Genomic DNA, 24,078 nt, shown 5'->3' with positions numbered 1-24,078 from the left:
TGGACTCTCGAAACAGAACATCAGGCCCGAGATGCGGGCCTGTGGGATGCATGATTAGCCGTAGCGAAAATCAATACCGAAGGTGCCTGCGGGATATTGCCACTGTTCGAGAATAGTGTTACCGCACAGCACCCGACAGGTGCCGCACTCCAGACAACCGGCAGAATCAAAATGAATGTTGCCGGCGTCATCCTGCTTATAAAGTCCGGCAGGGCAGGCTTTCATTAATTTACGGAATTCATTGATATCGGGATTTGCCGCCAGAATGATATGCGGGTGGCCCTCATCAACATGGAATTTATTGACGCCTAATTTGATGTCGACGTTAACCGTAGCGTTCTGGCTCATAGCGCGGTTGCTCCCTTAATGCCATCTTTCAGCAAGTTGATCAGCCCAATTTTCTTCGCATGTCCCATGATCATTTTGCGTACCGGCTGGTTTGGTTTGCCGTCAATGGTGAACATCTCGTTCATGATGTCGGCGACCATTCGTGGGTATTGGCTAAACAGGCGCGGGTTTTCCATCAGCGCCGGGATCTTGCGGAAATGCTGCATATCGCGCATGACGCAGCTTTGTTCCAGCTCACGTTTGTATTGCGCCAGACTGCTGGCGGAGAAATCCTCGCGTTCTTTGGCGGCGCTCACCGTTGTGGCGGCAGCCTGAGCCGATGCAATGGCTAAATCCATGCCACGAACTGTAAAACCCAAATTCAGGCAGAAGCCTGCGGCGTCACCAACGATCATCACGCCATCGTTAACCATCTGCGGCACCATTGCCAGACCGCCTTCTGGCACCATATGCCCGGAATATTCAAGCAGTTTGCCGCCGCTAATTAGTGGGCGAATGGCGGGGTGTTGTTTAAAATCTTCCAGCATTTGCGGCACGCTTTTTTGCGCATGGGCGATATCACCCAATCCACAAACCAGCCCCAAGGATATGGAATCCTTGTTGGTATAGAGAAATCCCCCGCCCATCAGGCCGTCAGAAGGGGAACCGGCAAACAGCCAGGCGGCACCTTCCTCGCCCGTAATATTAAAGCGATCGTTGATCTGTTCTGGTGTGAGGCCAATAACCTCTTTAACACCAACAGCGTAATGATGCGGATCGGAAGCGGGAACCATTCCTAGCGAGCGGCCAAGCATCGAGTTAACGCCATCAGCCAGAATCACCACATTCGCTTCGAGAATATCATCCCCAGCCTGCACGCCAGTGACCTTGTTTCCTTCACGAACCAGCGCATCGACGCGAACGCCTGGGATAAACTGCGCGCCCGCCTGCTCGGCTTGTTCCATCAACCACGGGTCCAGACGATTACGCAATACGGTATAAGATGCGTGTTGCGGAACATCTGGTTGCTCGCGGTGAAAATCGAGGGTAACGGCGCTTTCTTCGGTTAAGAAGGAGATTTTCTCGCGTGTGACCTTGCGTTCTACCGGCGCTGATACTGCAAAGCCTGGAATGATTGCTTCAAGTGTGTGGGCATAAAGACGCCCGCCGGTCATGTTTTTACATCCGGCACTGTCGCCGCGTTCTATCACCAGGACATCCAGCCCGGCTCGCGCCATGACCAGTGCGGCAACGCTACCAGCAACGCCCGCACCGACCACAATGGCATCAAATTTGTCTTCCGACATGCGTTATGCTCCCTTCCCGCTGCGTTTACAGCGGGAGATGTGGTTGAAAGGGGAATTAGCGGCTCAACTGGCTAATCAGGGCAGGGACGACTTTGTAGATATCGCCCACCAGACCGTAGTCGGCATAATTGAAGATTGGCGCATTTTTATCTTTATTGATGGCGACAATCACTTTTGCGCCGTTGCCGCCAACCATATGCTGGATCTGCCCGGAGATCCCCAGCGTCAGGTAGAGATCGGATTTCAGCAACACGCCGGAGACACCGATATAACGTTCACGCTCCATCCAGTTCTCGCCTTCGGCAATTGGACGTGAACAGCCGACTTCAGCATTCAGCACCGCCGCCAGTTCGTGGACCATTTTCAGGTCATCCTGCGCCGCCAGACCACGACCGACGCCAACCACACGTTTTGCTTTGCTCAGGTCCACGCTGCTTGCGGCTTTCGCACGGCGTTCGCGACAGAGAATTTCATGACGCGGAGCAACATAAGGTACCGTTTCTGTCGGGCACTGATGAGAGGTATCACTGGTGCACGGTTCCTGAACACCGGGTGCAAGGGTAATGATCGCCAGCGGGCTGTTGATCTTTTCCTGAGCGAACGCTAACCCGCCATACATCCGGTGTTCGGCGCAAATGTGACCATCGATAATATCCACCGCCGTGGCATCGTTCACCAGCGCCGCATTCAGTTGCACACTTAACCGTGCTGCCAGAGCTTTACCACGTTTCGTCGCGGCCAACAGCAACATAGCGGGGTGTTTATCTTTCAGCAGGGCAGCAATGCTTTCGGCGTAATTTTCAGTGCGTTGCAGCGCGTCGTTTTGCTCAAGAACATAAATACATTTTGGACCATAAGGCATAACTGCCTGCGCCTGGTCGGTATTTTGTACAATGGCATACACCTGTTGGCCCCATTGCTGAGCGCCGCCAAACAGTTCAGCATAACGTTCAGGATTATCGCTAAAGACCCAGACGCTGTTTAATTGACTCATCGTTTCTTCTCCGTAGGCTTCAGTTCAGGGCTTTCTTCAGATGTTCCGCCAGCTCGGCAATGGCCTCCGGCGAATCGTTATCGATAATGATGTGCTTACGTTCTGTTTGCGGCGGTACGCGAATGCCGACCAGTTCAGCAAGTGGCGCGCTCTGGCTCCAGTCAATATCACTTGCCTGCCACTGATTTACCGGTTTTTTACCCGCGCCGAGAATGGCTTTCATCGAAGGAATGCGTGGCACGTTAATATCGGAGGTGACGCAGAGCACGGCTGGAACAGAGAGTTCAATAACTTCAACATCATCTTCAAGCGTGCGTTCAATCACCAGTGTATTGCCCTGACGCTGAATAGCACTCACTGCATTAATCACCGGAAGTTGCAGAATTTCTCCGACCAGCAAGCCAGCCTGCTGGGCATAAAGGTCGCCGGAACCTTCACCAAAGATCAGTAAATCGAAGCCGATCTTTTCAACTGCTGCTGCCAGCGCTTTTGCGGTATCGAGAGGCAGTGCATGTTCAAGTTGCGCATCCTGCACCAAATACAGGCTGTGCGGCCCGCGGGATAGCACGTCTTTGCGCACTTTCGAGTTCTGCAACAATGAGCCGCCAACGGTCAGCGCGGCTATCTCATCGTCATCTGTTGCAAGCTGGCTTGCAGCTTCAATGGCATTGAGATCGAACTGGCTGATTTTGGCGTCGGCATTGTCGAAATTCAGGGTGTATTCTGGAGTGACAACAATGTCCTGTTCTTCAGGCACCAGCTTAAAGCAGGTTATTATTTTCATGATTTCTCCTGTGAGTCGCATACGGAACCATCTCCGATGGAAGGTAAAAATGGCCTGAAAATAGTGTGCGATAGCGGTGCGGGGTTTTCGACGGAGCAAGCTGTTTTCCTTGCCAACAATCTTGCAAAAAAAATGCGATCGCTAAAACAAAAGTGCAATTTGCGGCAATATAGTTATTCCATGACCGTACAATCTTGCATTCAGTGTAAATAATCTTGTTTAGCTCTCGCTAAACGCGGTTGTATAACCGCAATACACGCCGTATTTTATCCGGCATATATTGTTTTTGCTTGCTCATGGAATAGGGAGGTTGTCATGTATCAACGCTGTTTTGATAATGCCAGTGAAACGCTGTTTGTCGCCGGTAAAACGCCACGGCTTTCACGTTTTGCAATTAGCGATGATCCAAAATGGGAGTCTAGACATCACGTTCATGACAATGAAACCGAGCTGATTTACGTCAAGAAAGGGGTAGCAAGGTTTACCATCGATTCATCGTTATATGTCGCACATGCCGATGATATAGTGGTGATAGAACGCGGCAGGCTGCATGCGGTGGCCTCTGACGTTAACGATCCGGCAACGACGTGTACCTGTGCGCTGTACGGCTTTCAGTTTCAGGGGGCTGAGGAAAATCAGCTACTGCAACCGCATTCTTGTCCGGTAATTGCCGCGGGGCAGGGAAAAGAAGTCATAAAAACCTTATTTAATGAGCTAAGTGTGATTTTGCCGCAAAGTAAAAATAGCCAAACATCTTCGTTATGGGATGCATTTGCCTATACGTTAGCCATTCTTTACTACGAAAACTTTAAAAATGCTTATCGTTCGGAGCAGGGGTATATTAAAAAAGATGTTCTGATAAAAGATATTCTTTTTTATCTGAATAATAATTATCGCGAAAAAATCACTTTAGAACAGTTATCGAAAAAATTTCGTGCCAGCGTCAGTTATATTTGCCATGAATTTACCAAAGAGTATCGTATTTCCCCTATTAACTATGTTATTCAACGGCGTATGACGGAAGCGAAATGGTCACTCACTAATACTGAATTATCACAGGCAGAGATCTCCTGGCGTGTGGGTTATGAAAATGTCGATCACTTTGCCAAACTGTTTTTGCGCCATGTCGGTTGTTCGCCCAGCGATTACCGCAGGCAATTTAAAAACTGTTTTGCGGAACAAGAAATCCTATCTGAATTTCCTCAACCGGTAAGTCTTGCCGGGTAAATCTGGCGGCGCAGTTTGTTAAGAAGCTGCGCCGCCTGCAGATTATTTGTTCTGATAATCTTTCAGGATCTGCCGACCCGCAACGTAAATCATAATTTCGTCTGTACCGCCGCCGATACGTTCACAACGGACATCACGCCAGAAGCGGGAGACGCGCGCCTCATCGGTATAGCCCAGACCGCCCATGATTTGAATCGCATCATCAATGACTTCCATTGCGGTACGTGCACAGTACAGTTTTGCCAGCGCCGCGCTGGTGCGCAGTGACTGATGCTGATCGGCTTGCCATGCCACTTTCAGCACCATGTTGCGCATGTTGTCGATCTTAATCGCCATCAGCGCCAGTTTTTCCTGGATCATCTGGTTATGACCAATGGGCTTACCAAAAGCGATACGTTGGTTGGCATAGCGGGCGGCATCTTCAAAGGCGCATTCGGCAAAGCCGGTGCTGCGCGCGGCGTTGATCAGGCGCTCCATCTCAAAGTTGTACATCACATTGAGGAAACCCATTCCTTCTTCGCCCACCATGTCGCTCTCTTCAACCTCCACGTTGTCGAGATAGACTTCGCAGGTGCTGAGCATATGCCAGCCGATTTTATGCAGCGGGTTAATCTTAATGCCGGGCTTACTGGAGTCGACCCACCACAGGGTGAAGGCTTTTTTGGGATCTTTCGGTTGCGGATCGCGCGCCAGCACCAGCATATACGGGTACTCTTTCGCACCGGTAATAAAGGTTTTTTGTCCGTTGATGTAGACCTTGCCGTTTTTACGCGTGTAAGTGGTAGTGGCACTGTTGTTATCTGAGCCAGCACCTGGTTCCGTCAACGCCAGGGCATAGGCGGGATCACCCGTTTCCAGGGTGCTTTCTGCCGTTTTACGTAGCTGCTCTGCAGAACCGAAACGGCGCATACTGTGAATACATTGACCGTTGGTGATCAAAAATGCCGGAGCACCGCATTTTGACACTTCCATCAGCGCCAGCATTTGGGTGACGTAATCCGCAGGGATACCACCAAATTCTTCCGGCACGCCAAGCATGGAAATACCGTTATCCGCCAGCGCCCGCATAAACTCACGCGGATATGTCCCGTTTTGATCGCAGGTGCGGAAATACTCTTCCGGAAAGTTAGTCGTAATCAGTTCGCGAATACTGGCCAGCAGCAGTTCTTGTTCTTCAGTTAAAGAAAAATCCATCATTATACTCCTGTTAATGAGCCGCTTCAGGCAGGACAAAACCCATCGCCGCATCGATAAATAATCTTTCGTCCATCAGTTTGAGTTCTGGCGAAATCACTGGGGTGAAGTCCATTTTGTCGAGAATATCTTTTTGTAAATCGACGCCAGGGGCGATTTCGATTAAATGCAGGCCGTCTTCTTTCAGCGTGAATACAGCACGTTCGGTGATGTAACGAACATCCAGTTCCCGTTCGAGCGCGATTTTTCCGCTAAAAGTAATTTCCGGTAGTTCCTGAATAAATTTCTTCACCCGTCCTTCCTGGACGATATTTAATTTGCCATCGGCAATTTCTGTTTTTAAACTGCCCGCGGTTAACGTGCCGCAGAAAATAATTTTCTTCGAGGTGGCACTGATATCAATAAATCCACCGGTACCCATGATTTTGCCATTGAATTTATGCACGCCGACGTTACCGTGCTGGTCGACTTCAGCAAAACTCAAATAACAAACATCCAGACCACCACCGTGATAAAAATCAAACTGGGACGTCATATCCAGAATGGCGCGGGTATTCACGTTCGCGCCAAAGGCGATACCCTGTGAAGTAATTCCGCCAATCGGACCTGTTTCTACCGTCAGAATAAAGTCATCAGCACAACCTTCTTCCCGGGCGACCAGGCCAATACCGTCAGCAATACCGACGCCGACATTCCCCACCGCGCCTTTACGCATTTCGAATAATGCACGCCTCGCAACTAATTTACGTTGGTTTAGGGGCAGGCTAAGTTTGGTGCTGTCATCAAGGGTGAAGTCACCAGAAATAAAGCGGTTAACCGGCGCACCGCCATACAGTTGGCTTTGATCCGGATCGACCACCACAATATCCACCAGATAACCCGGAATACGGACAGATTTAGGATGCAGCGTGGCTTTCTTAACCATTTTCTGCACCTGCATCATCACAATACCGCCGTTATTGTGCACCGCCTGGGCAATAACCAATGCGTCGAGATACATCACCTCATCTTCAAAAGTGGCGTAGCCTTCACTGTCGCAGGTGGTAGCGCGAATGAAGGCGATATCTGGCGCAATCGCTTTGTAATAGAGATATTCTTTGTTATCAAACTCGACCAGTTTAATCAGGTCTTCTTTCGTGACTTCATTCAGTTTGCCGCCTTGCTGGCGTGGATCGACAAATGTCCCGATGCCAATATCACTAATAATACCAGGCTGGTGGGCTGCGGCGGCGCGTAAGGTTTGTGTAAGTACACCTTGTGGATAGTTATAAGCAATAATTTTATTTTGTTCTGCGAGTTCAGAAATACGCGGCGATTGTCCCCAGTGACCACATAATGCCCATTTCACCAGACCTTCTTGCGCCAGAGGACTAATACCACGGTCGGCGCGATCGCCAAGCCCTGTCGGACTAATAATCGATAAATTACGTGGCGTTTGAGTCTGTTTATATTTATCAGCAAGAGCTGTAATTAACGTGGTGGCTTCCAGAATACCGCCGCCAGCGCCTAACACACAAAGTGTTGCTTCGTCGGGAATATAATTCACCGCTTCCTGTGCCGACAGGACCGGCACTCGTCCATTAATACGAGGTGGTTTTACAGGTTTCATTGTTAATTCCTGATTCAGATGTGATTTTCCCTACGCCAGATGGAGAATTAGCGCACAGAGACTCACGAAATATTTTTATTAAATACGGTTAAATATATTTTTTAAGTTCGGCGGGGAGGGTGTTCCCGCCGAAATATTATTGCTTATGCCTGGTGTAAAATAGTTAATACCGTGCGTAAATCATTTACCGAGATTTGCCCTGGTGCAGAGGCTTTTTTTACCGCACCAAAAGTTGCCGCCGAGCCAAATACTTCACCAGCCAGACGAGAAATTACGCCAGTTTTTGCCATCGACATCGTGATGATTGGACGATCGGCATACTGCTCCTGCATCTCCAGGGTCGCGGTAAGCAACGTCAGCACATCGCTGGTACTTTGCGGCATCAGCGCAATCTTAGGAATATCGGCGTCGAAGGACTGCATTTTGCGCAGACGGGCAATGATTTCTTCGGCTTCCGGCGTTTTATGGAAGTCATGGTTGGACATGACAACTTTCACATCATGCGCGTGGGCGTAGGCGACGGTTTCTTTAACCTGATCATCGCCGGTAAATAACTCCAGATCGATCATATCAACCAGGCCGCTGTCGATGGCTGCACGATTGAGAGCAATATAAGCCTCGGTGGAAATCGCCTGCTCACCGCCTTCTTTGGCACTGCGGAAGGTAAACAGCAGCGGTTTTTCTGGCATGGTTTCACGGAGAATTTTTGCTGCCGCCATGACAGACTCCACATTGGAGAGATCGGCATAGTGGTCTACACGCCATTCCAGAATATCAAAGTCCGCTTCACGATAGGCGAGAGCTTCGGATTTCACGCGGGCGATATCTTTCGCCATCAGCGAGACGATGATTTTAGGTGCGCCCGTACCAATGACGAGATCTTTTACAGTTACGGTTTTCATTTTTTACCCTTTCTGCACGCGGTCAGCCTGTCAGGCACCGAACCCCATGACCTGTTTAACATATTCCAGAGGGAAATCTTTGCCAGTCCATAACGTGAACTGTTCAGCCCCTTGCCACAACAACATGCCGTATCCATCAATCGTTTTGCAACCAGCTTGTTGCGCCTGCTGCAATAACTTCGTCATATGCGGGTTATACACGCATTCAGTGACCAGCAGTCCCGGATGTAACAGACTGATATCATTAACTAATGATTCATTCTCAAGGGGTTTCATACCCACTTTTGTGCCATTGGTTAAAATGTCGGCGGAAGCCAGGGCTTCAGCAAAGGCTTGCTGATCGGCGAGATCGGTAACCGTGACGACACAATCGGTGTTTTCGTTAACCCGCTGCGCGAAGGCGAGGGCTTTATCGAAGAACTCATCCCGACGGTTAAAGAGTTTAATTTCTTTTAAACCTTCAATTGCCCCCTGCGCGCCAATCGCCGTTGAGGCACCTCCGGCCCCTAACAGCACCATTGTTTTGCCTTTGATATCAAAACCGCTCTCTTTAATGGCGCGAATATGGCCCGTGCCGTCGGTGTTATAGCCGCGCAGGTAGCCATCATCATTAACGATGGTGTTGATGGCACCCACCAGTTTGGCTGCTGGCGTTAATTCATCAACATATTCACACGCCAGTTGTTTGTTCGGCATTGATATACCAGTTCCGCGCATTTTGAGGGCTTTTAATCCTTCAATTGCTCCGGGAAAACTATCGTTATCCACTTCAAAGGCCATATAGGTAAATGGCAGTCCCGCTTTTTCTAAGGCTTTATTCTGCATTTCAGGCGATAAACTGTGGCGGATAGGATAGGCCATCAGCCCAATCAATTCGTATTTTGCGGTAACATCCATAATTAACTCCTTTAACCTCTATGCTTAATTGTGTTTAACCGGGTGCTAAATTTACGCTCGCCAAACCGCACATCATTCTCAGGAATAATAAAAACGCGGTAATAGCGGATAAAAACAATAATTGCGGTAATCAGGGCCAGCAGCGCGAAAGTAAAATCGAGAACAATGATATATTGCAGGCCGATGTTCGACAGATAACCGGTAATCAGCGGAATAACAAAGTTAGCCAGTCCACCCATCATCATATAAATACTGGTGACTTTGGCTTTGCTTTTGGGGAAAAACTCTGACATGACCGAAACGCCGAGCTGTAAAATGCCACCAGCTGCTGAGAAACCGATAACAAAGGCTCCGGCATTACACACCAGTGGAGAAGGGTACAGGTAGATAATGGCTGCTGTTATTGTTGCCAGTGCAGAGTTAAATACATTAGCCCAGATGGGCCGGACCATTTTTTTCAGTAGTGCGGCAAAAATAAAGACACAGACCAACGAGCCCATACTGTAATAAGAGATGGTTTTTAATGCCTCAGCTTCTGACATACCAGCAAAAGCCATCGCATATTTGGGCATCCACACCACAATCACATAAAAGGTCGAGAATGCGGCTACACCGAACAGTACCGATGAAACACCTTCCAGCCAGACTAACGGTTTGCTGTTCATTTGCGGTAATTCATTAGCTACGCTGGCGTCCACCAACTGGCTGGGGAATTTGCTTTTCAACAGCATCAGCGTGATCAGTACAAATAGGATGCCTGGAATAATCAGCCCATAGCCGTACCAGATGTTATTGAGCAACATATAGCTCACCAGCATTGGGTAGAACATTTGTCCGAATGACACCATCGCTTTAACCAGTATGACCGCCGAACCAGAGGCTTTCGGAAAGCATTCCATGAGCGCGGGGTAGCCACCCGTATCCAGCGCTGAGTTAGCGATACCTACGCACACTGCCAGACCGTAGGCGAGAGTTAAATTCGGGCAAGCGGGAATACCAAAGAAGAATAGCAGATACATTATTACTGCCATTAATATCACCGCCCGACGACCAAACTTATCGGAGATCACACCGAAGAATAAAATACTGATCAATCGCCCCAAACCAATACCGGAAATTAAGTAGGCAATGCCCGCGTTGTCAGTGGAAAACTTTTCCGCCAGAGATGACATGTTTTGGGCAAGCGTAATAACACTAATGCCGTGCAGGAAGTAGCTGAAGTAAATACAAAGAACAGCCAGGATAAATGGCGTGCTGAAAGCCTTATTTTGAGACATTTTCACAGCTCCTTGCTGAAAGATAATTTCGTTACCGTACGTATTGTTCTCCGACGGTTTACATAATTACTATACTGAAGATGATTTTCCCTGGGTACATGGCATAAAGTTTATGTTTCCAGGAATATTGCATGTCATAGTTTGTTTTTGATCGCGATTTTCCTTAGTTAGCGCAGAAAGAGTTATTTATCCGTAAGATCTTGCATGACCTGAAAAGAATATTGCATTACCCACCCGGAGCGACATTTTCCTTTAGCGAGTGATGCCGCGTTTTTTTGCGGCTGCGTAAGCCGATAAACAGTGCCAGTAAAAAACCGATGGCAGCGATGGCGGTATCGAACCACATAATATCGGCAATACTTCTTTGGGACAGATGAGCCGTAATCAACGGAATAGTAAAGGTCGCAATACTGCCCGCACTGTAATAGATCCCTGTAGCTTTACCTTTAGCGTAAGGGAAACGTTCAGCCATTAACGTCAGGCCAATTTGCACAACACCTCCAGCAGAGGTAAAACCAATGACAAAAGCAAATATTATCACCACATAAAATGTGGGATGCAGGCAGACGGTAAACAGAGCAATAAATGAGATAAAGGTGTACAGCATCAGTAATGTTGTTGGGCGAACGGTATTACGAATGAGTGGAGCGGTAATAAATACACAAAGCAGCGAACCCACGGTGTAGATACTGAGTAGTTTAATCGACATAGTGTATGACATGCCTGCAACAAATTGTCCGTACTGTGCCAGCCACTGGCTAACCAGATAAAACGTTGCCATTGAGATATAGCCATATAAGGTATAACTGGCTAAATCGATAATTGAACAGCGATGTTCCGTAGAGCTGGTGGTTTTCTTTATGACAGGTAAGCGATGACCCGGATGGGGTGGGAACGTACAACGGTATAAAAACAGAGCGTTAATAAACATAATGCCTGCAGCAATCATAAAGGACCAACCGAACCACAGTTCAGCCCACACTAACAGGCTAATGATTAGCGGTAATAAAAATTGTCCGCTGGAAACAAATGCTTTAATTAAAATATTGGCTGTCCCAGGTGAGCGTGGAAAAGCTTCCATCAAACTGGGATAAGTGCCTGCATCGAGAAAACTGTTTGCCATTCCTGCCAGAAAGCCAAAAACATAAGCGATAATGATGTTATTGGTGTGCAGGATGCCAAAAAAGAAGGCCATATAGCAGCACATCCCGAGCATGATAAAAGGGCGGCGACCAAAGCGATCGGATAATAATCCTGCAAAAAGCAAGACACTTAATCGACCAATGCCCAGCGATGAGATAACTATCGAGACACCCGCGGCATTAGTCTGCCAAAGTGTCTCCAGCGAGGCCATATTCAGGCTCATCAAAATGACGCCCATACCATGCACCAGGTAATTAAAATACAACCCAAGTGCGGTAGGGTAATAGGGATTTTTCATAGGTTCTACTTAGCAAAGGTGCTTTAAAAAGTGTAGCGATGTTGTGTCAGTATCCATTCATTATTGTTGTAACAACGACAATTCCTTTCTGTGGAAAAATTAACAAAGTCGCTCCAGATCGTGTGCATATAATTCAGCGGCTACCGATTGATAGATCTTCCAGTCAATAAAATTGCCATCAGGGTAGACTCGTTGAAATGCGGTTAAGTCGGGGAAAAAACGCATGGTGTTGTTGCCGATGCGGTTATTTATTTTCTCTATGATGGCATGAAGATGTTTTTTTCTTTGCTGACGCATAGCCAACAGTTGCTCGACTACACGCTCAGGAATGGCACACTTGCCATTTTCCCACTGACGCCAGCTTTCACTGTCACCGGTCTCGGCAATCCAGGTCGCGCATTCATCAATAGTCATGGCAAAAATATGGCGGAGTGCCTGGAGTTCATAAGCGTTCATCGTGTAATGGCTGCATGAAATAAACAATAAAATATAAATAACATTATCAGCCTGCTGACGGCTTGAAGAGAGTCACAGTATCTTGTGCAACATTATTGGAAAGAGTGAGGGGCGAGGTAGCGAAGCGGAAAAATGTTAAAAAAAAGCCCATCGTGGGAGATGGGCAAAGACTACACACAGCAATTCGTTGTTTCACTCAGGGGATTTCCATGCTTATAAATCAATATGTTGATTTATAACCGTGAGCTAATAGTAGGCATACGGACTTTTTGCGTCGATCAGATTCGTCTCATTAGTTTAAAAACTGTAAAGAATTTGCGACAGGTACTACCAGCTGAATGGCGGTAAGCAGGAAAATATGGGGAAGAGCAAGCAAATATCAATTAGCGGGGGTTAACAATCAGGCGGCAGAGCCGCCTGATGAGAAATTACTTATTCGGTTTCTCGATTTCGCCAAGTTCTTCGAGAATTTCTTCCGGTTGGTCCGTCGGCGGCGGGACTTCTTCCACCCACGCGGCAAACAGACGCCAGGAAACGGCTAACAGAACCGGACCAATAAACAGACCGATCATCCCGAAAGCAATCAAACCACCAATAACACCAGAGAGGATCAGGATCAGCGGTAAATCGGCACCCATGCGAATTAACATTGGGCGGATGACGTTATCCAGCGTGCCAACCACACCGCTCCACACTAACAATACCGTTCCCCAGGTGGTATCGCCAGTCCAGTAGAGCCAGATAATCGCCGGAATCAGTACCGGCAACGGGCCAAGCTGGACAAGGCAGGAGAGGATCATTAACACCGTTAGCAACGTTGCATAAGGTACGCCGGATACGGCGAGGCCGATACCGCCAAGCACTGCCTGTACTAACGCCGTCACCACCACACCCAGCGCCACCGCGCGGATAGCCTGTGCCGCCAGCAGTACGGCGGCATCTCCGCGAACGCCTGCCAGACGGGTTGCAAAATGGCGAATGCCTTGTGCCACCTGTTCACCGCGCCAGTACAGCAGGGCACTGAAGAGAAGCATCAGCGCACAATGCACCATAAAGCGCCCGATATGCGCCGCCTGCCCAACGAACCAGGTGGTGGTGGTGCCAATATAAGGGCGGACTTTCGCCATGATCGCCGTCCCCCCCATATCCAGCAAGTTGTGCCAGCCTGCATACAGCTTCGCGCCAATCACCGGAATGGTATTAAGCCACGCCAGATCGGGTAACGTCATGTCGCCGCTGGAAATGGCTTTAATTAGCGGGCCGCTGCCGTCGACGATACTGTTAACCAGCAAAGCAATAGGGATGATAAACACCATCACTAATAACAGCGTCATCACCAGAACGGCGAGAGAGCGGCGGCCAAACATGATCTTTTGCAAACGTAACAATACTGGCCAGGTGGCGATAACCACCGTACCGGCCCATGCAAAGCCGAGAATAAAGGGTTGAACAATCCACAGACATGCCACAATCATGATGGCTAAAAACAGCACCGAAAGCAGAATTTGTGCGACATCCCTGGGCTGACGAACATTTACCATAACTACTTTTCACCTTTTTTGTGCGTCAAATCGTCGACGCGACGTGAACACGCGAAACTCACCTGCATAATGATGAGCAATTTCAGCGGTTTTTAACAGGCCGATTCTGCCCTTAATTCTGATGGGCGTGTTAGAAAAAAATGTGGTACAACAACTCAGGCAACACGCAAACGATTAATCTCTCATCACAGACCGCAGGAAAGGGTCAATATAATGATTCCACAGATTTCCCAGGCACCCGGCGTCGTTCAACTGGTGCTTAATTTTTTGCAAGAGCTGGAGCAACAAGGTTTTACCGGCGATACGGCGACAAGTTATGCCGATCGTCTGACAATGTCGACCGACAACAGTATTTACCAACTTCTCCCCGATGCGGTGGTATTTCCGCGTTCAACCGCAGATGTGGCGCTGATCGCCCGTCTTGCCGCGCAGGAACGCTATTCATCGCTGATCTTTACCCCCCGCGGCGGCGGCACCGGCACTAACGGTCAGGCGCTCAACCAGGGGATTATTGTTGATATGTCCCGCCATATGAACCGCATCATCGAAATTAACCCTGAAGAGGGCTGGGTGCGCGTTGAGGCCGGGGTGATAAAAGATCAACTCAATCAGTACCTGAAACCGTTCGGCTACTTTTTTGCGCCGGAACTTTCGACCAGCAACCGGGCAACGCTCGGTGGGATGATCAATACCGATGCTTCTGGTCAGGGATCGCTGGTCTATGGCAAAACGTCGGATCACGTACTTGGCGTACGTGCGGTGTTGTTGGGGGGCGATATTCTCGATACGCAACCTTTACCCGTCGAACTGGCGGAAACGCTGGGTAAATCCAATACCACAATCGGGCGAATTTATAACACGGTTTATCAACGTTGCCGTCAGCAACGCCAGTTAATCATCGACAACTTCCCCAAACTTAACCGCTTTCTTACCGGTTACGATCTGCGTCATGTCTTTAACGATGAGATGACCGAGTTCGACCTGACGCGCATTCTGACGGGTTCAGAAGGGACGCTGGCCTTTATTACCGAAGCGCGGCTGGATATTACGCCCTTGCCTAAAGTGCGCCGTCTGGTGAACGTCAAATATGACTCTTTTGACTCCGCGCTGCGTAACGCGCCGTTTATGGTTGAGGCGCGGGCGCTTTCGGTAGAGACGGTGGACTCAAAAGTGCTGAATCTGGCGCGGGAAGATATTGTCTGGCATTCCGTCAGCGAGTTGATTACCGATGTGCCTGACAAAGAGATGCTCGGGCTGAACATTGTGGAGTTTGCTGGTGATGATGAGGCGCTGATTGACGAGCGAGTTAATGCTCTCTGTGTGCGGCTTGATGAGCTGATTGCCAGCCAACAGGCAGGTGTGATTGGCTGGCAGGTGTGCCGCGAGCTGGCGGGTGTTGAACGTATCTATGCGATGCGTAAAAAAGCCGTTGGTCTGCTTGGCAATGCCAAAGGTGCCGCTAAGCCAATTCCGTTTGCTGAGGATACCTGCGTACCGCCGGAACATCTGGCCGATTATATTGCTGAATTTCGCGCGCTGCTCGACAGCCACGGCTTAAGCTACGGTATGTTCGGTCACGTCGACGCAGGTGTCTTGCACGTCCGTCCAGCGCTGGATATGTGCGATCCTCAACAAGAGATTTTGATGAAGCAAATCTCTGATGACGTAGTGGCGCTGACTGCGAAATACGGTGGTTTGTTGTGGGGCGAGCACGGCAAAGGTTTTCGCGCTGAATACAGCCCGGCGTTTTTCGGTGAGGAACTTTTTGCAGAACTGCGCAAAGTGAAAGCGGCATTTGACCCGCATAACCGACTCAACCCAGGGAAGATTTGCCCGCCAGAAGGTCTCGATGCGCCGATGATGAAAATGGACGCGGTGAAGCGCGGTACATTCGATCGGCAGATCCCCATTGCGGTACGCCAGCAGTGGCGCGGTGCGATGGAGTGTAACGGCAACGGTTTATGCTTCAACTTTGATGCCCGTAGTCCGATGTGTCCGTCGATGAAGATCACCCAGAACCGGATTCATTCACCGAAAGGGCGCGCAACGCTGGTGCGTGAATGGCTGCGTTTGTTGGCGGATCGCGGCGTTGATCCACTCAAACTGGAACAAGAACTGCCTGAATCCGGCGTCAGTTTGCGGACGTTAATTGCCCGCACGCGCAATAGCTGGCATGCGAATAAAGGCGAATATGACTTCTCACACGAAGTCAAAGAGGCGATGTCGGGCTGTCTGGCCTGTAAAGCGTGTTCGACCCAGTGCCCCATCAAAATTGATGTGCCGGAGTTTCGCTCTCGTTTTCTGCAGCTCTATCACACCCGTTATTTACGCCCGCTGCGCGACCACCTCGTCGCTACGGTCGAGAGCTACGCGCCGCTGATGGCACGCGCGCCGAAAACCTTTAACTTCTTCATTAACCAGCCGCTGGTGCGCAAACTCTCGGAAAAACATATCGGCATGGTTGATTTGCCGCTGCTGTCGGTCCCCTCGCTACAACAACAAATGGTGGGGCATCGCTCGGCAAACATGACGCTGGAACAGCTTGAATCTCTCAATGCAGAGCAGAAAGCGCGCACAGTGTTGGTGGTGCAGGACCCCTTTACCAGCTATTACGATGCGCAAGTGGTGGCGGATTTTGTCCGTCTGGTCGAAAAATTAGGTTTCCAGCCTGTGTTACTGCCATTTTCGCCAAATGGCAAAGCCCAGCATATTAAAGGTTTTCTTAATCGTTTTGCGAAGACGGCGAAAAAGACGGCGGATTTCCTCAACCGTATGGCGAAGCTGGGTATGCCAATGGTGGGCGTCGATCCGGCGCTGGTACTTTGTTATCGCGATGAATATAAACTGGCGCTGGGCGAGGAACGTGGCGAGTTTAACGTCTTACTGGCGAATGAATGGCTGGCAAGCGCACTTGAGTCACAGCCAGTGGCTACAGTCAGCGGTGAATCATGGTATTTCTTTGGTCACTGTACCGAAGTTACCGCCTTGCCGGGTGCGCCAGCACAATGGGCCGCGATATTTGCCCGTTTTGGCGCGAAACTGGAAAATGTCAGCGTGGGTTGCTGCGGCATGGCAGGGACTTACGGACATGAAGCGAAAAACCATAAAAATTCGCTCGGGATCTATGAGTTATCCTGGCATCAGGCTATGCAGCGACTGCCGCGTAACCGCTGTCTGGCGACCGGATATTCCTGCCGTAGCCAGGTAAAACGGGTTGAAGGCACGGGGGTACGCCATCCTGTGCAGGCTTTACTGGAGATTATTAAATGATATGGAAACGGAAAATCACCCTGGAAGCACTGAATGCTATGGGTGAAGGAAACATGGTGGGGTTCCTGGATATTCGCTTTGAACATATTGGTGATGACACCCTTGAAGCGACAATGCCAGTAGACTCGCGGACAAAGCAGCCTTTCGGGTTGCTGCATGGAGGCGCATCCGTGGTACTGGCCGAAAGTATCGGTTCCGTTGCCGGTTATTTATGTACCGAAGGTGAGCAAAAAGTGGTTGGTCTGGAAATCAATGCTAACCACGTCCGCTCGGCACGAGAAGGGCGGGTGCGCGGGGTATGCAAACCGTTGCATCTCGGTTCGCGTCACCAGGTCTGGCAGATTGAAATCTTCGATGAGAAAGGGCGTTTGTGCTGTTCGTCACGATTGACGACCGCCATTTTGTGACGTTGTCACCAGAAAAGTGTGACGCATATTGCCTTTGGTCATTATCTGCACAGTAAACGGTGGTATACTGTGCAGGTCTTGTCTAAAAGCGAGGATGCTATGTCTACTCAACTTGATCCCACCCAGCTGGCCATTGAATTTTTACGCCGTGACCAGAGCAATCTTTCACCTGCCCAATATCTCAAACGTCTGAAACAACTAGAACTTGAATTTGCTGACCTGCTTACTCTCTCTTCTGCTGAATTAAAAGAAGAAATCTACTTTGCCTGGCGTCTGGGCGTGCATTGATCCTGACTTAATGCCGCAAGTTCGCCAAATCGACCTGGATTAACCTCCGTCCAGGTTCGATGACCTTCTTAATACTGCTTATCTACCGCCTGATATTGTTCAAAAATAATACTAATCGCAGTTTGTGTTAAAACGGCGGGTTAGCTTTATGAGATTATTCTTATCGCCCCTTCAAGAGCTAAGCCACTGAGAGTGCCGGAGATAAGCGCCGGATGGGGTAGAAACCCTTAAGCCTGTGTCGCACAGACTTAAGGGTTTTCTTATTTCTGAACGCTGCACTTTTTTACCTATCTCTTAAATAGTCATTTTCAATACAACTTTTTCTTTTTCATCACAGCCTTAATGCTCCTTAGATAATAACCATTATCTAACAATGAGATACCTAATTCTTAGCGTGCCTGTTAACCCACACATCAGGGTCTATGCTTATTAAAAGCAGGCAAAAAGCATGTTTTACGGTAAAGCCCCTGCGTTTGCTGGGTTGAACTGATAATCATTATCACTAACATGCTGTTATACGCTGAAAGCGATGAAGTGAGGTAAATCGATGGACATGCATTCAGGAACCTTTAACCCACAAGATTTCGCCTGGCAAGGCTTAACGCTGACACCCGCAGCGGCGATACACATCCGTGAGCTGGTGGCAAAGCAGCCGGGTATGGTCGGCGTGCGCTTAGGCGTGAAGCAAACGGGCTGCGCGGGCTTTGGCTATGTGCTCGACAGTGTTAGCGAGCCGGACAAAGACGATCTGCTGTTTGAACACGACGGCGCGAAGCTGTTTGTCCCGCTGCAAGCGATGCCGTTTATTGATGGCACGGAAGTCGATTTCGTTCGTGAAGGACTTAATCAGATATTCAAATTTCACAACCCTAAAGCCCAGAATGAATGTGGCTGTGGCGAAAGCTTTGGGGTATAGGCGGTACTATGTCTCGTAATACTGAAGCAACTGACGATGTCAAAACATGGACCGGCGGCCCGCTGAATTATAAAGAAGGATTCTTCACCCAGTTAGCCACCGATGAGCTGGCAAAGGGGATAAACGAAGAGGTGGTGCGCGCAATTTCGGCGAAGCGTAATGAGCCGGAGTGGATGCTGGAGTTTCGTCTAAACGCCTATCGCGCATGGCTGGAGATGGAAGAACCGCACTGGTTGAAAGCGCACTACGACAAGCTGAATTATCAGGATTACAGCTACTACTCAGCACCATCGTGCGGTAATTGTGACGACACTTGCGCGTCTGAACCTGGCGCGGTGCAGCAAACTGGCGCGAACGCCTTTTTAAGTAAAGAGGTGGAGGCGGCGTTTGAGCAGTTGGGCGTTCCCGTGCGGGAAGGCAAAGAGGTGGCGGTGGATGCCATTTTCGACTCTGTTTCGGTTGCCACTACTTATCGCGAAAAACTGGCGGAGCAGGGAATTATTTTCTGTTCCTTTGGTGAGGCGATCCACGATCACCCGGAACTGGTGCGTAAATATCTCGGCACCGTGGTGCCGGGGAATGACAACTTCTTTGCCGCGCTTAATGCGGCGGTAGCCTCTGACGGTACGTTTATTTATGTGCCTAAAGGCGTGCGCTGCCCGATGGAACTTTCCACCTATTTTCGCATTAACGCGGAAAAAACTGGGCAGTTTGAGCGCACCATTCTGGTGGCCGACGAAGACAGCTACGTCAGCTACATTGAAGGCTGTTCCGCTCCGGTGCGTGACAGCTATCAGTTACACGCGGCAGTGGTGGAAGTCATCATCCATAAAAACGCCGAGGTGAAATATTCCACGGTACAAAACTGGTTCCCTGGCGATAACAACACCGGCGGTATTCTCAACTTCGTCACCAAGCGTGCTTTGTGCGAAGGCGAAAACAGCAAAATGTCATGGACGCAATCAGAAACCGGGTCAGCGATTACGTGGAAATATCCCAGCTGCATTTTGCGCGGCGATAACTCCATTGGTGAGTTTTACTCAGTGGCGCTGACCAGCGGTCATCAGCAAGCGGATACCGGCACCAAGATGATCCACATCGGTAAAAACACCAAATCGACCATTATCTCGAAAGGGATCTCTGCCGGACATAGTCAGAACAGTTATCGCGGCTTAGTGAAAATCATGCCGACGGCAACTAATGCGCGCAATTTCACTCAGTGCGACTCAATGCTGATTGGCGCTAATTGTGGGGCGCATACCTTCCCGTATGTCGAATGTCGCAATAACAGTGCACAACTGGAGCACGAGGCAACGACATCACGTATTGGTGAAGATCAACTGTTTTACTGCCTGCAACGCGGGATCAGCGAAGAAGACGCCATCTCGATGATTGTTAACGGTTTCTGCAAAGACGTGTTCTCAGAACTGCCGCTGGAATTTGCCGTTGAAGCACAAAAACTCCTCGCCATCAGTCTTGAACACAGCGTCGGATAAGGAATAAATATGTTAAGTATTAAAGATTTACACGTTAGCGTGGAAGATAAAGCTATCCTGCGCGGATTAAGCCTCGACGTTCGTCCCGGCGAAGTTCACGCCATTATGGGGCCAAACGGTTCGGGCAAAAGTACCTTATCGGCAACGCTTGCCGGGCGCGAAGATTATGAAGTGACGGGCGGCACGGTTGAGTTCAAAGGCAAAGATTTGCTTGCACTGTCGCCGGAAGATCGTGCAGGCGAAGGCATCTTTATGGCCTTCCAGTATCCGGTGGAGATTCCAGGTGTCAGTAACCAGTTTTTCCTGCAAACGGCACTTAATGCGGTGCGCAGCTATCGCGGCCAGGAAACGCTCGACCGCTTTGATTTTCAGGATTTGATGGAAGAGAAAATCGCTCTCCTGAAGATGCCGGAAGATTTATTAACCCGTTCGGTAAACGTTGGTTTTTCCGGCGGCGAGAAAAAGCGCAACGATATTTTGCAAATGGCGGTGCTGGAACCGGAGTTATGCATTCTTGATGAGTCGGACTCCGGGCTGGATATTGACGCATTAAAAGTGGTCGCCGATGGCGTGAACTCGCTGCGTGATGGCAAGCGCTCATTCATCATTGTTACGCACTACCAACGCATTCTCGACTACATCAAGCCTGATTACGTTCATGTGCTATATCAGGGACGAATTGTGAAATCCGGCGATTTCACGTTGGTCAAACAACTGGAGGAGCAGGGTTATGGCTGGCTTACCGAACAGCAGTAATGCGCTGCAACAGTGGCATCACTTGTTTGAAGCTGAAGGGACAAAACGCTCACCGCAAGCACAGCAGCATTTACAACAATTGCTGCGTACCGGACTGCCGACACGTAAACATGAAAACTGGAAATATACGCCGCTGGAAGGGCTGACCAATAGCCAGTTTGTCAGCATTGCGGGAGAGATATCCCCACAGCAGCGAGATGCCTTAGCGTTAACGTTAGACGCTGTGCGGCTGGTATTTGTCGATGGACGTTACGTGTCAGCACTGAGCGATGCGACTGAAGGCAGCGGGTATGAAGTGAGCATTAACGACGACCGTCAGGGGGTACCCGACGCTATTCAGGCGGAAGTGTTTCTGCATTTGACGGAAAGCCTGGCACAAAGCGTGACGCATATCGCCGTGAAGCGCGGTCAACGGCCGGCAAAGCCATTGCTGTTAATGCATATTACCCAGGGCGTGGCAGGTGAAGAGGTCAACACTGCCCATTACCGACATCATCTGGATCTGGCGGAAGGTGCCGAAGCAACGGTGATCGAACATTTTGTCAGCCTTAATGATGCTCGTCACTTCACCGGCGCACGGTTCACTATCAATGTCGCAGCGAACGCCCACTTGCAGCATATCAAGCTGGCGTTTGAAAACCCGGTCAGTCACCACTTTGCCCATAACGATTTGTTGCTGGCTGACGATGCCACCGCATTTAGCCATAGTTTCCTGCTGGGTGGCGCAGTGTTCCGACACAACACCAGTACGCAACTCAATGGCGAAAACAGCACGTTGCGGATCAATAGCCTGGCGATGCCGGTGAAAAACGAGGTGTGTGATACCCGTACCTGGCTGGAACACAATAAAGGTTTTTGTAACAGCCGACAGTTGCACAAAACTATCGTCAGCGACAAAGGCCGCGCGGTATTTAACGGTTTGATCAACGTCGCGCAGCACGCCATCAAAACGGATGGTCAGATGACCAACAATAATCTGCTGATGGGCAAACTGGCGGAAGTGGATACAAAACCGCAGCTGGAAATCTATGCAGATGATGTGAAATGCAGCCACGGCGCGACGGTGGGGCGTATTGATGATGAACAGATGTTCTATCTGCGCTCGCGCGGGATCAATCAGCAGGATGCCCAGCAGATGATCATTTACGCCTTTGCTGCCGAACTGACGGAAGCACTGCGTGATGAGGGGCTTAAACAGCAGGTGCTGGCCCGAATCGGTCAACGACTGCCAGGAGGTGCAAGATGACTTTTTCCGTCGACAAAGTGCGGGCCGACTTTCCGGTGCTTTCGCGTGAGGTAAACGGTTTGCCGCTGGCTTATCTCGACAGCGCCGCCAGTGCGCAGAAACCAAGCCAGGTGATTGACTCCGAAGCCGAGTTTTATCGTCACGGCTACGCGGCGGTGCATCGCGGTATTCATACCTTAAGCGCCCAGGCGACCGAGAAAATGGAGAACGTGCGCAAGCGGGCATCGCTGTTTATTAATGCCCGTTCGGCGGAAGAGCTGGTGTTCGTCCGCGGCACGACGGAAGGGATCAATCTGGTCGCCAATAGCTGGGGTAACAGCAATGTGCGGGCGGGCGATAACATCATCATCAGTCAGATGGAGCACCACGCTAACATTGTTCCCTGGCAGATGCTTTGCGCACGCGTTGGCACAGAGCTGCGTGTGATCCCGCTCAATCCCGACGGTACGTTGCAACTGGAGACGCTGCCTACGCTGTTTGATGAGAAAACTCGCCTGCTGGCAATTACTCATGTCTCCAACGTGCTTGGCACAGAAAATCCACTGGCGGAAATGATCACGCTTGCGCACCAGCATGGCGCAAAAGTGCTGGTGGATGGCGCTCAGGCGGTGATGCATCATCCGGTGGATGTTCAGGCGCTGGATTGCGACTTTTACGTGTTCTCCGGGCATAAACTGTATGGCCCCACCGGAATTGGCATTCTTTATGTGAAAGAAGCCTTGTTGCAGGAGATGCCGCCGTGGGAAGGGGGCGGTTCTATGATCGCCACCGTCAGCCTGAGTGAAGGCACAACCTGGACCAAAGCACCTTGGCGGTTTGAAGCCGGTACACCCAATACCGGGGGCATCATTGGTCTTGGCGCGGCGCTGGAGTATGTTTCGGCGCTGGGGCTTAATAACATAGCCGAGTATGAACAGAATCTGATGCACTACGCGCTATCACAGCTGGAATCTGTACCGGATCTCACTCTCTATGGCCCACAAAACAGGCTTGGCGTTATTGCTTTTAATCTCGGTAAACACCATGCCTATGATGTTGGCAGTTTTCTCGATAATTACGGCATTGCTGTGCGTACCGGACATCACTGCGCTATGCCATTAATGGCCTATTACAACGTCCCTGCGATGTGTCGGGCGTCGCTGGCCATGTATAACACCCATGAAGAAGTGGATCGTCTGGTGACCGGCCTGCAACGTATTCACCGTCTGCTGGGATAACAGGGAGGCACTATGGCTGTATTGCCGGATAAAGAAAAATTGCTGCGTAATTTTTTACGCTGCGCCAACTGGGAAGAGAAATATCTCTACATTATTGAGCTGGGCCAGCGTCTGCCAGAATTACGCGACGAAGACAGAAGCCCACAAAATAGCATTCAGGGCTGCCAGAGTCAGGTGTGGATTGTCATGCGCCAGAATGCGCAGGGAATTATTGAATTGCAGGGCGACAGCGATGCGGCGATTGTGAAAGGGCTTATTGCGGTCGTCTTTATTCTCTACGATCAGATGACGCCGCAGGATATTGTCAATTTCGATGTGCGTCCGTGGTTTGAAAAAATGGCGCTCACCCAACATCTCACCCCATCTCGTTCACAAGGTCTGGAAGCGATGATTCGCGCAATTCGCGCCAAAGCCGCTGCACTTAGCTAAACTAAAGGGACAGCTTTCATCCGGTTGGCTCACATTGCCGGATGGTCAATGTTTACACTGACCTGCACAGGAGTGTTTCGGTTTCAGGTGAACATAA

Annotated in this window: 22 protein-coding genes and 1 other RNA gene; 10 read left to right on the top strand and 13 right to left on the bottom strand. The window is 49.9% G+C overall.

Annotated features, from left to right (window positions below):
* Positions 1–54: 54 nt before the first annotated feature.
* The 4 genes from FTE26_RS05830 to FTE26_RS05815 are packed head-to-tail and all read right to left on the bottom strand — an operon-like array spanning position 55 to position 3,412.
* Positions 55–348: a ferredoxin family protein gene (locus tag FTE26_RS05830; RefSeq protein ID WP_000081071.1), complete on the bottom strand. Its 294-nt coding sequence runs from the start codon at positions 346–348 to the stop codon at positions 55–57.
* On the bottom strand, positions 345–1,634 hold the full coding sequence (locus FTE26_RS05825) for an FAD-dependent oxidoreductase (protein WP_001287817.1): 1,290 nt from the start codon (positions 1,632–1,634) through the stop codon (positions 345–347). The genes FTE26_RS05830 and FTE26_RS05825 overlap by 4 nt, the downstream gene beginning before the upstream one ends.
* Before the next feature lie 55 nt (positions 1,635–1,689).
* On the bottom strand, positions 1,690–2,628 hold the full coding sequence (locus FTE26_RS05820; RefSeq protein WP_000080691.1) for an electron transfer flavoprotein subunit alpha: 939 nt from the start codon (positions 2,626–2,628) through the stop codon (positions 1,690–1,692).
* A gap of 19 nt (positions 2,629–2,647) precedes the next feature.
* Entirely contained in the window at positions 2,648–3,412 is a 765-nt protein-coding gene (locus FTE26_RS05815; protein ID WP_000692145.1) for an electron transfer flavoprotein, read from the bottom strand.
* Between the two features lie 315 nt (positions 3,413–3,727).
* Between FTE26_RS05815 and FTE26_RS05810 the strand changes: the two genes are divergently transcribed.
* Entirely contained in the window at positions 3,728–4,639 is a 912-nt protein-coding gene (locus FTE26_RS05810; RefSeq protein WP_087507278.1) for an AraC family transcriptional regulator, read from the top strand.
* Positions 4,640–4,681: 42 nt separating this feature from the next.
* Here the strand turns inward: FTE26_RS05810 and FTE26_RS05805 are convergent, their stop codons facing one another.
* The 9 genes from FTE26_RS05805 to ydiK all read right to left on the bottom strand — a co-directional run bounded on the left by FTE26_RS05805 (position 4,682) and on the right by ydiK (position 13,956).
* Positions 4,682–5,833 (bottom strand): acyl-CoA dehydrogenase, encoded by a 1,152-nt coding sequence (locus tag FTE26_RS05805; protein WP_000347850.1) that lies wholly within the window; start codon positions 5,831–5,833, stop codon positions 4,682–4,684.
* A gap of 13 nt (positions 5,834–5,846) precedes the next feature.
* A complete protein-coding gene (locus tag FTE26_RS05800; RefSeq protein WP_000805693.1) occupies positions 5,847–7,442 on the bottom strand; it encodes an acyl CoA:acetate/3-ketoacid CoA transferase in 1,596 nt (531 codons plus the stop codon).
* A 143-nt stretch (positions 7,443–7,585) separates the two neighbouring features.
* Positions 7,586–8,344 carry a type I 3-dehydroquinate dehydratase gene (gene aroD, locus FTE26_RS05795; RefSeq protein ID WP_000860186.1) on the bottom strand — a complete coding sequence of 253 codons (759 nt, stop codon included), beginning with the start codon at positions 8,342–8,344 and terminating at the stop codon, positions 7,586–7,588.
* Between the two features lie 30 nt (positions 8,345–8,374).
* Positions 8,375–9,241, bottom strand: a complete 867-nt coding sequence (gene ydiB / locus FTE26_RS05790; RefSeq protein WP_000383460.1) for a quinate/shikimate dehydrogenase — start codon at positions 9,239–9,241, stop codon at positions 8,375–8,377.
* A gap of 11 nt (positions 9,242–9,252) precedes the next feature.
* A complete protein-coding gene (locus tag FTE26_RS05785; protein WP_001297389.1) occupies positions 9,253–10,518 on the bottom strand; it encodes an MFS transporter in 1,266 nt (421 codons plus the stop codon).
* Positions 10,519–10,744: 226 nt separating this feature from the next.
* Complete coding sequence (locus FTE26_RS05780) at positions 10,745–11,959, bottom strand: MFS transporter (RefSeq protein ID WP_000795570.1); 1,215 nt, start codon at positions 11,957–11,959, stop codon at positions 10,745–10,747.
* A 99-nt stretch (positions 11,960–12,058) separates the two neighbouring features.
* Entirely contained in the window at positions 12,059–12,415 is a 357-nt protein-coding gene (locus FTE26_RS05775) for a YdiL family protein (protein WP_001348294.1), read from the bottom strand.
* Positions 12,416–12,550: 135 nt separating this feature from the next.
* Positions 12,551–12,658, bottom strand: an RNA gene (gene rprA, locus FTE26_RS05770) — antisense sRNA RprA.
* Between the two features lie 185 nt (positions 12,659–12,843).
* Positions 12,844–13,956, bottom strand: coding sequence for an AI-2E family transporter YdiK (ydiK, locus tag FTE26_RS05765; RefSeq protein WP_000248636.1), 1,113 nt, complete (start codon positions 13,954–13,956; stop codon positions 12,844–12,846).
* A 213-nt stretch (positions 13,957–14,169) separates the two neighbouring features.
* On the opposite strand from ydiK, the gene ydiJ reads away from it, so the two are divergent.
* From ydiJ to sufE, 9 genes are all read left to right on the top strand, one after another.
* Positions 14,170–17,226 carry a D-2-hydroxyglutarate dehydrogenase YdiJ gene (gene ydiJ / locus FTE26_RS05760; protein ID WP_000612957.1) on the top strand — a complete coding sequence of 1,019 codons (3,057 nt, stop codon included), beginning with the start codon at positions 14,170–14,172 and terminating at the stop codon, positions 17,224–17,226.
* Complete coding sequence (gene menI / locus FTE26_RS05755; protein WP_000637982.1) at positions 17,223–17,633, top strand: 1,4-dihydroxy-2-naphthoyl-CoA hydrolase; 411 nt, start codon at positions 17,223–17,225, stop codon at positions 17,631–17,633. The genes ydiJ and menI overlap by 4 nt, the downstream gene beginning before the upstream one ends.
* Before the next feature lie 99 nt (positions 17,634–17,732).
* The gene (locus tag FTE26_RS05750; RefSeq protein WP_001296104.1) at positions 17,733–17,921 is read left to right on the top strand and encodes a YdiH family protein; all 189 of its coding nucleotides are present in this window, start codon (positions 17,733–17,735) and stop codon (positions 17,919–17,921) included.
* A gap of 547 nt (positions 17,922–18,468) precedes the next feature.
* Positions 18,469–18,837, top strand: coding sequence for a Fe-S cluster assembly scaffold SufA (gene sufA, locus FTE26_RS05745; RefSeq protein WP_000367160.1), 369 nt, complete (start codon positions 18,469–18,471; stop codon positions 18,835–18,837).
* 8 nt (positions 18,838–18,845) lie between these two features.
* The gene (gene sufB / locus FTE26_RS05740) at positions 18,846–20,333 is read left to right on the top strand and encodes a Fe-S cluster assembly protein SufB (protein WP_000089364.1); all 1,488 of its coding nucleotides are present in this window, start codon (positions 18,846–18,848) and stop codon (positions 20,331–20,333) included.
* 9 nt (positions 20,334–20,342) lie between these two features.
* Complete coding sequence (gene sufC, locus FTE26_RS05735; RefSeq protein ID WP_000948872.1) at positions 20,343–21,089, top strand: Fe-S cluster assembly ATPase SufC; 747 nt, start codon at positions 20,343–20,345, stop codon at positions 21,087–21,089.
* Positions 21,064–22,335 (top strand): Fe-S cluster assembly protein SufD, encoded by a 1,272-nt coding sequence (gene sufD, locus FTE26_RS05730; protein WP_000908009.1) that lies wholly within the window; start codon positions 21,064–21,066, stop codon positions 22,333–22,335. Before sufC ends, sufD begins: the two co-directional genes overlap by 26 nt.
* Positions 22,332–23,552, top strand: a complete 1,221-nt coding sequence (sufS, locus tag FTE26_RS05725) for a cysteine desulfurase SufS (protein ID WP_000144606.1) — start codon at positions 22,332–22,334, stop codon at positions 23,550–23,552. Before sufD ends, sufS begins: the two co-directional genes overlap by 4 nt.
* A 12-nt stretch (positions 23,553–23,564) precedes the next feature.
* Positions 23,565–23,981 carry a cysteine desulfuration protein SufE gene (gene sufE, locus FTE26_RS05720; protein ID WP_000279734.1) on the top strand — a complete coding sequence of 139 codons (417 nt, stop codon included), beginning with the start codon at positions 23,565–23,567 and terminating at the stop codon, positions 23,979–23,981.
* Positions 23,982–24,078: the final 97 nt, after the last annotated feature.

The sequence above is a fragment of the Escherichia sp. S10b genome (assembly GCF_028421345.1).
In the GTDB taxonomy this organism is placed as follows: domain Bacteria; phylum Pseudomonadota; class Gammaproteobacteria; order Enterobacterales; family Enterobacteriaceae; genus ECMA0423.
This window is presented reverse-complemented; position numbering and strand designations above follow the sequence as displayed.

Bases quoted from the DNA above. Each gene is read 5' to 3' on its own strand.
- FTE26_RS05825 (WP_001287817.1), bottom strand. From the start codon at position 1,634: ATGTCGGAAGACAAATTTGATGCCATTGTGGTCGGTGCGGGCGTTGCT.
- FTE26_RS05780 (WP_000795570.1), bottom strand. From the start codon at position 11,959: ATGAAAAATCCCTATTACCCTACCGCACTTGGGTTGTATTTTAATTAC.
- sufS (WP_000144606.1), top strand. From the start codon at position 22,332: ATGACTTTTTCCGTCGACAAAGTGCGGGCCGACTTTCCGGTGCTTTCG.
- sufD (WP_000908009.1), top strand. From the start codon at position 21,064: ATGGCTGGCTTACCGAACAGCAGTAATGCGCTGCAACAGTGGCATCAC.
- sufA (WP_000367160.1), top strand. From the start codon at position 18,469: ATGGACATGCATTCAGGAACCTTTAACCCACAAGATTTCGCCTGGCAA.
- sufB (WP_000089364.1), top strand. From the start codon at position 18,846: ATGTCTCGTAATACTGAAGCAACTGACGATGTCAAAACATGGACCGGC.
- ydiB (WP_000383460.1), bottom strand. From the start codon at position 9,241: ATGGATGTTACCGCAAAATACGAATTGATTGGGCTGATGGCCTATCCT.
- FTE26_RS05800 (WP_000805693.1), bottom strand. From the start codon at position 7,442: ATGAAACCTGTAAAACCACCTCGTATTAATGGACGAGTGCCGGTCCTG.
- ydiJ (WP_000612957.1), top strand. From the start codon at position 14,170: ATGATTCCACAGATTTCCCAGGCACCCGGCGTCGTTCAACTGGTGCTT.
- FTE26_RS05815 (WP_000692145.1), bottom strand. From the start codon at position 3,412: ATGAAAATAATAACCTGCTTTAAGCTGGTGCCTGAAGAACAGGACATT.
- aroD (WP_000860186.1), bottom strand. From the start codon at position 8,344: ATGAAAACCGTAACTGTAAAAGATCTCGTCATTGGTACGGGCGCACCT.
- FTE26_RS05785 (WP_001297389.1), bottom strand. From the start codon at position 10,518: ATGTCTCAAAATAAGGCTTTCAGCACGCCATTTATCCTGGCTGTTCTT.
- FTE26_RS05805 (WP_000347850.1), bottom strand. From the start codon at position 5,833: ATGGATTTTTCTTTAACTGAAGAACAAGAACTGCTGCTGGCCAGTATT.
- sufE (WP_000279734.1), top strand. From the start codon at position 23,565: ATGGCTGTATTGCCGGATAAAGAAAAATTGCTGCGTAATTTTTTACGC.
- FTE26_RS05830 (WP_000081071.1), bottom strand. From the start codon at position 348: ATGAGCCAGAACGCTACGGTTAACGTCGACATCAAATTAGGCGTCAAT.
- ydiK (WP_000248636.1), bottom strand. From the start codon at position 13,956: ATGGTAAATGTTCGTCAGCCCAGGGATGTCGCACAAATTCTGCTTTCG.
- FTE26_RS05820 (WP_000080691.1), bottom strand. From the start codon at position 2,628: ATGAGTCAATTAAACAGCGTCTGGGTCTTTAGCGATAATCCTGAACGT.
- menI (WP_000637982.1), top strand. From the start codon at position 17,223: ATGATATGGAAACGGAAAATCACCCTGGAAGCACTGAATGCTATGGGT.
- FTE26_RS05775 (WP_001348294.1), bottom strand. From the start codon at position 12,415: ATGAACGCTTATGAACTCCAGGCACTCCGCCATATTTTTGCCATGACT.
- FTE26_RS05750 (WP_001296104.1), top strand. From the start codon at position 17,733: ATGTCTACTCAACTTGATCCCACCCAGCTGGCCATTGAATTTTTACGC.
- sufC (WP_000948872.1), top strand. From the start codon at position 20,343: ATGTTAAGTATTAAAGATTTACACGTTAGCGTGGAAGATAAAGCTATC.
- FTE26_RS05810 (WP_087507278.1), top strand. From the start codon at position 3,728: ATGTATCAACGCTGTTTTGATAATGCCAGTGAAACGCTGTTTGTCGCC.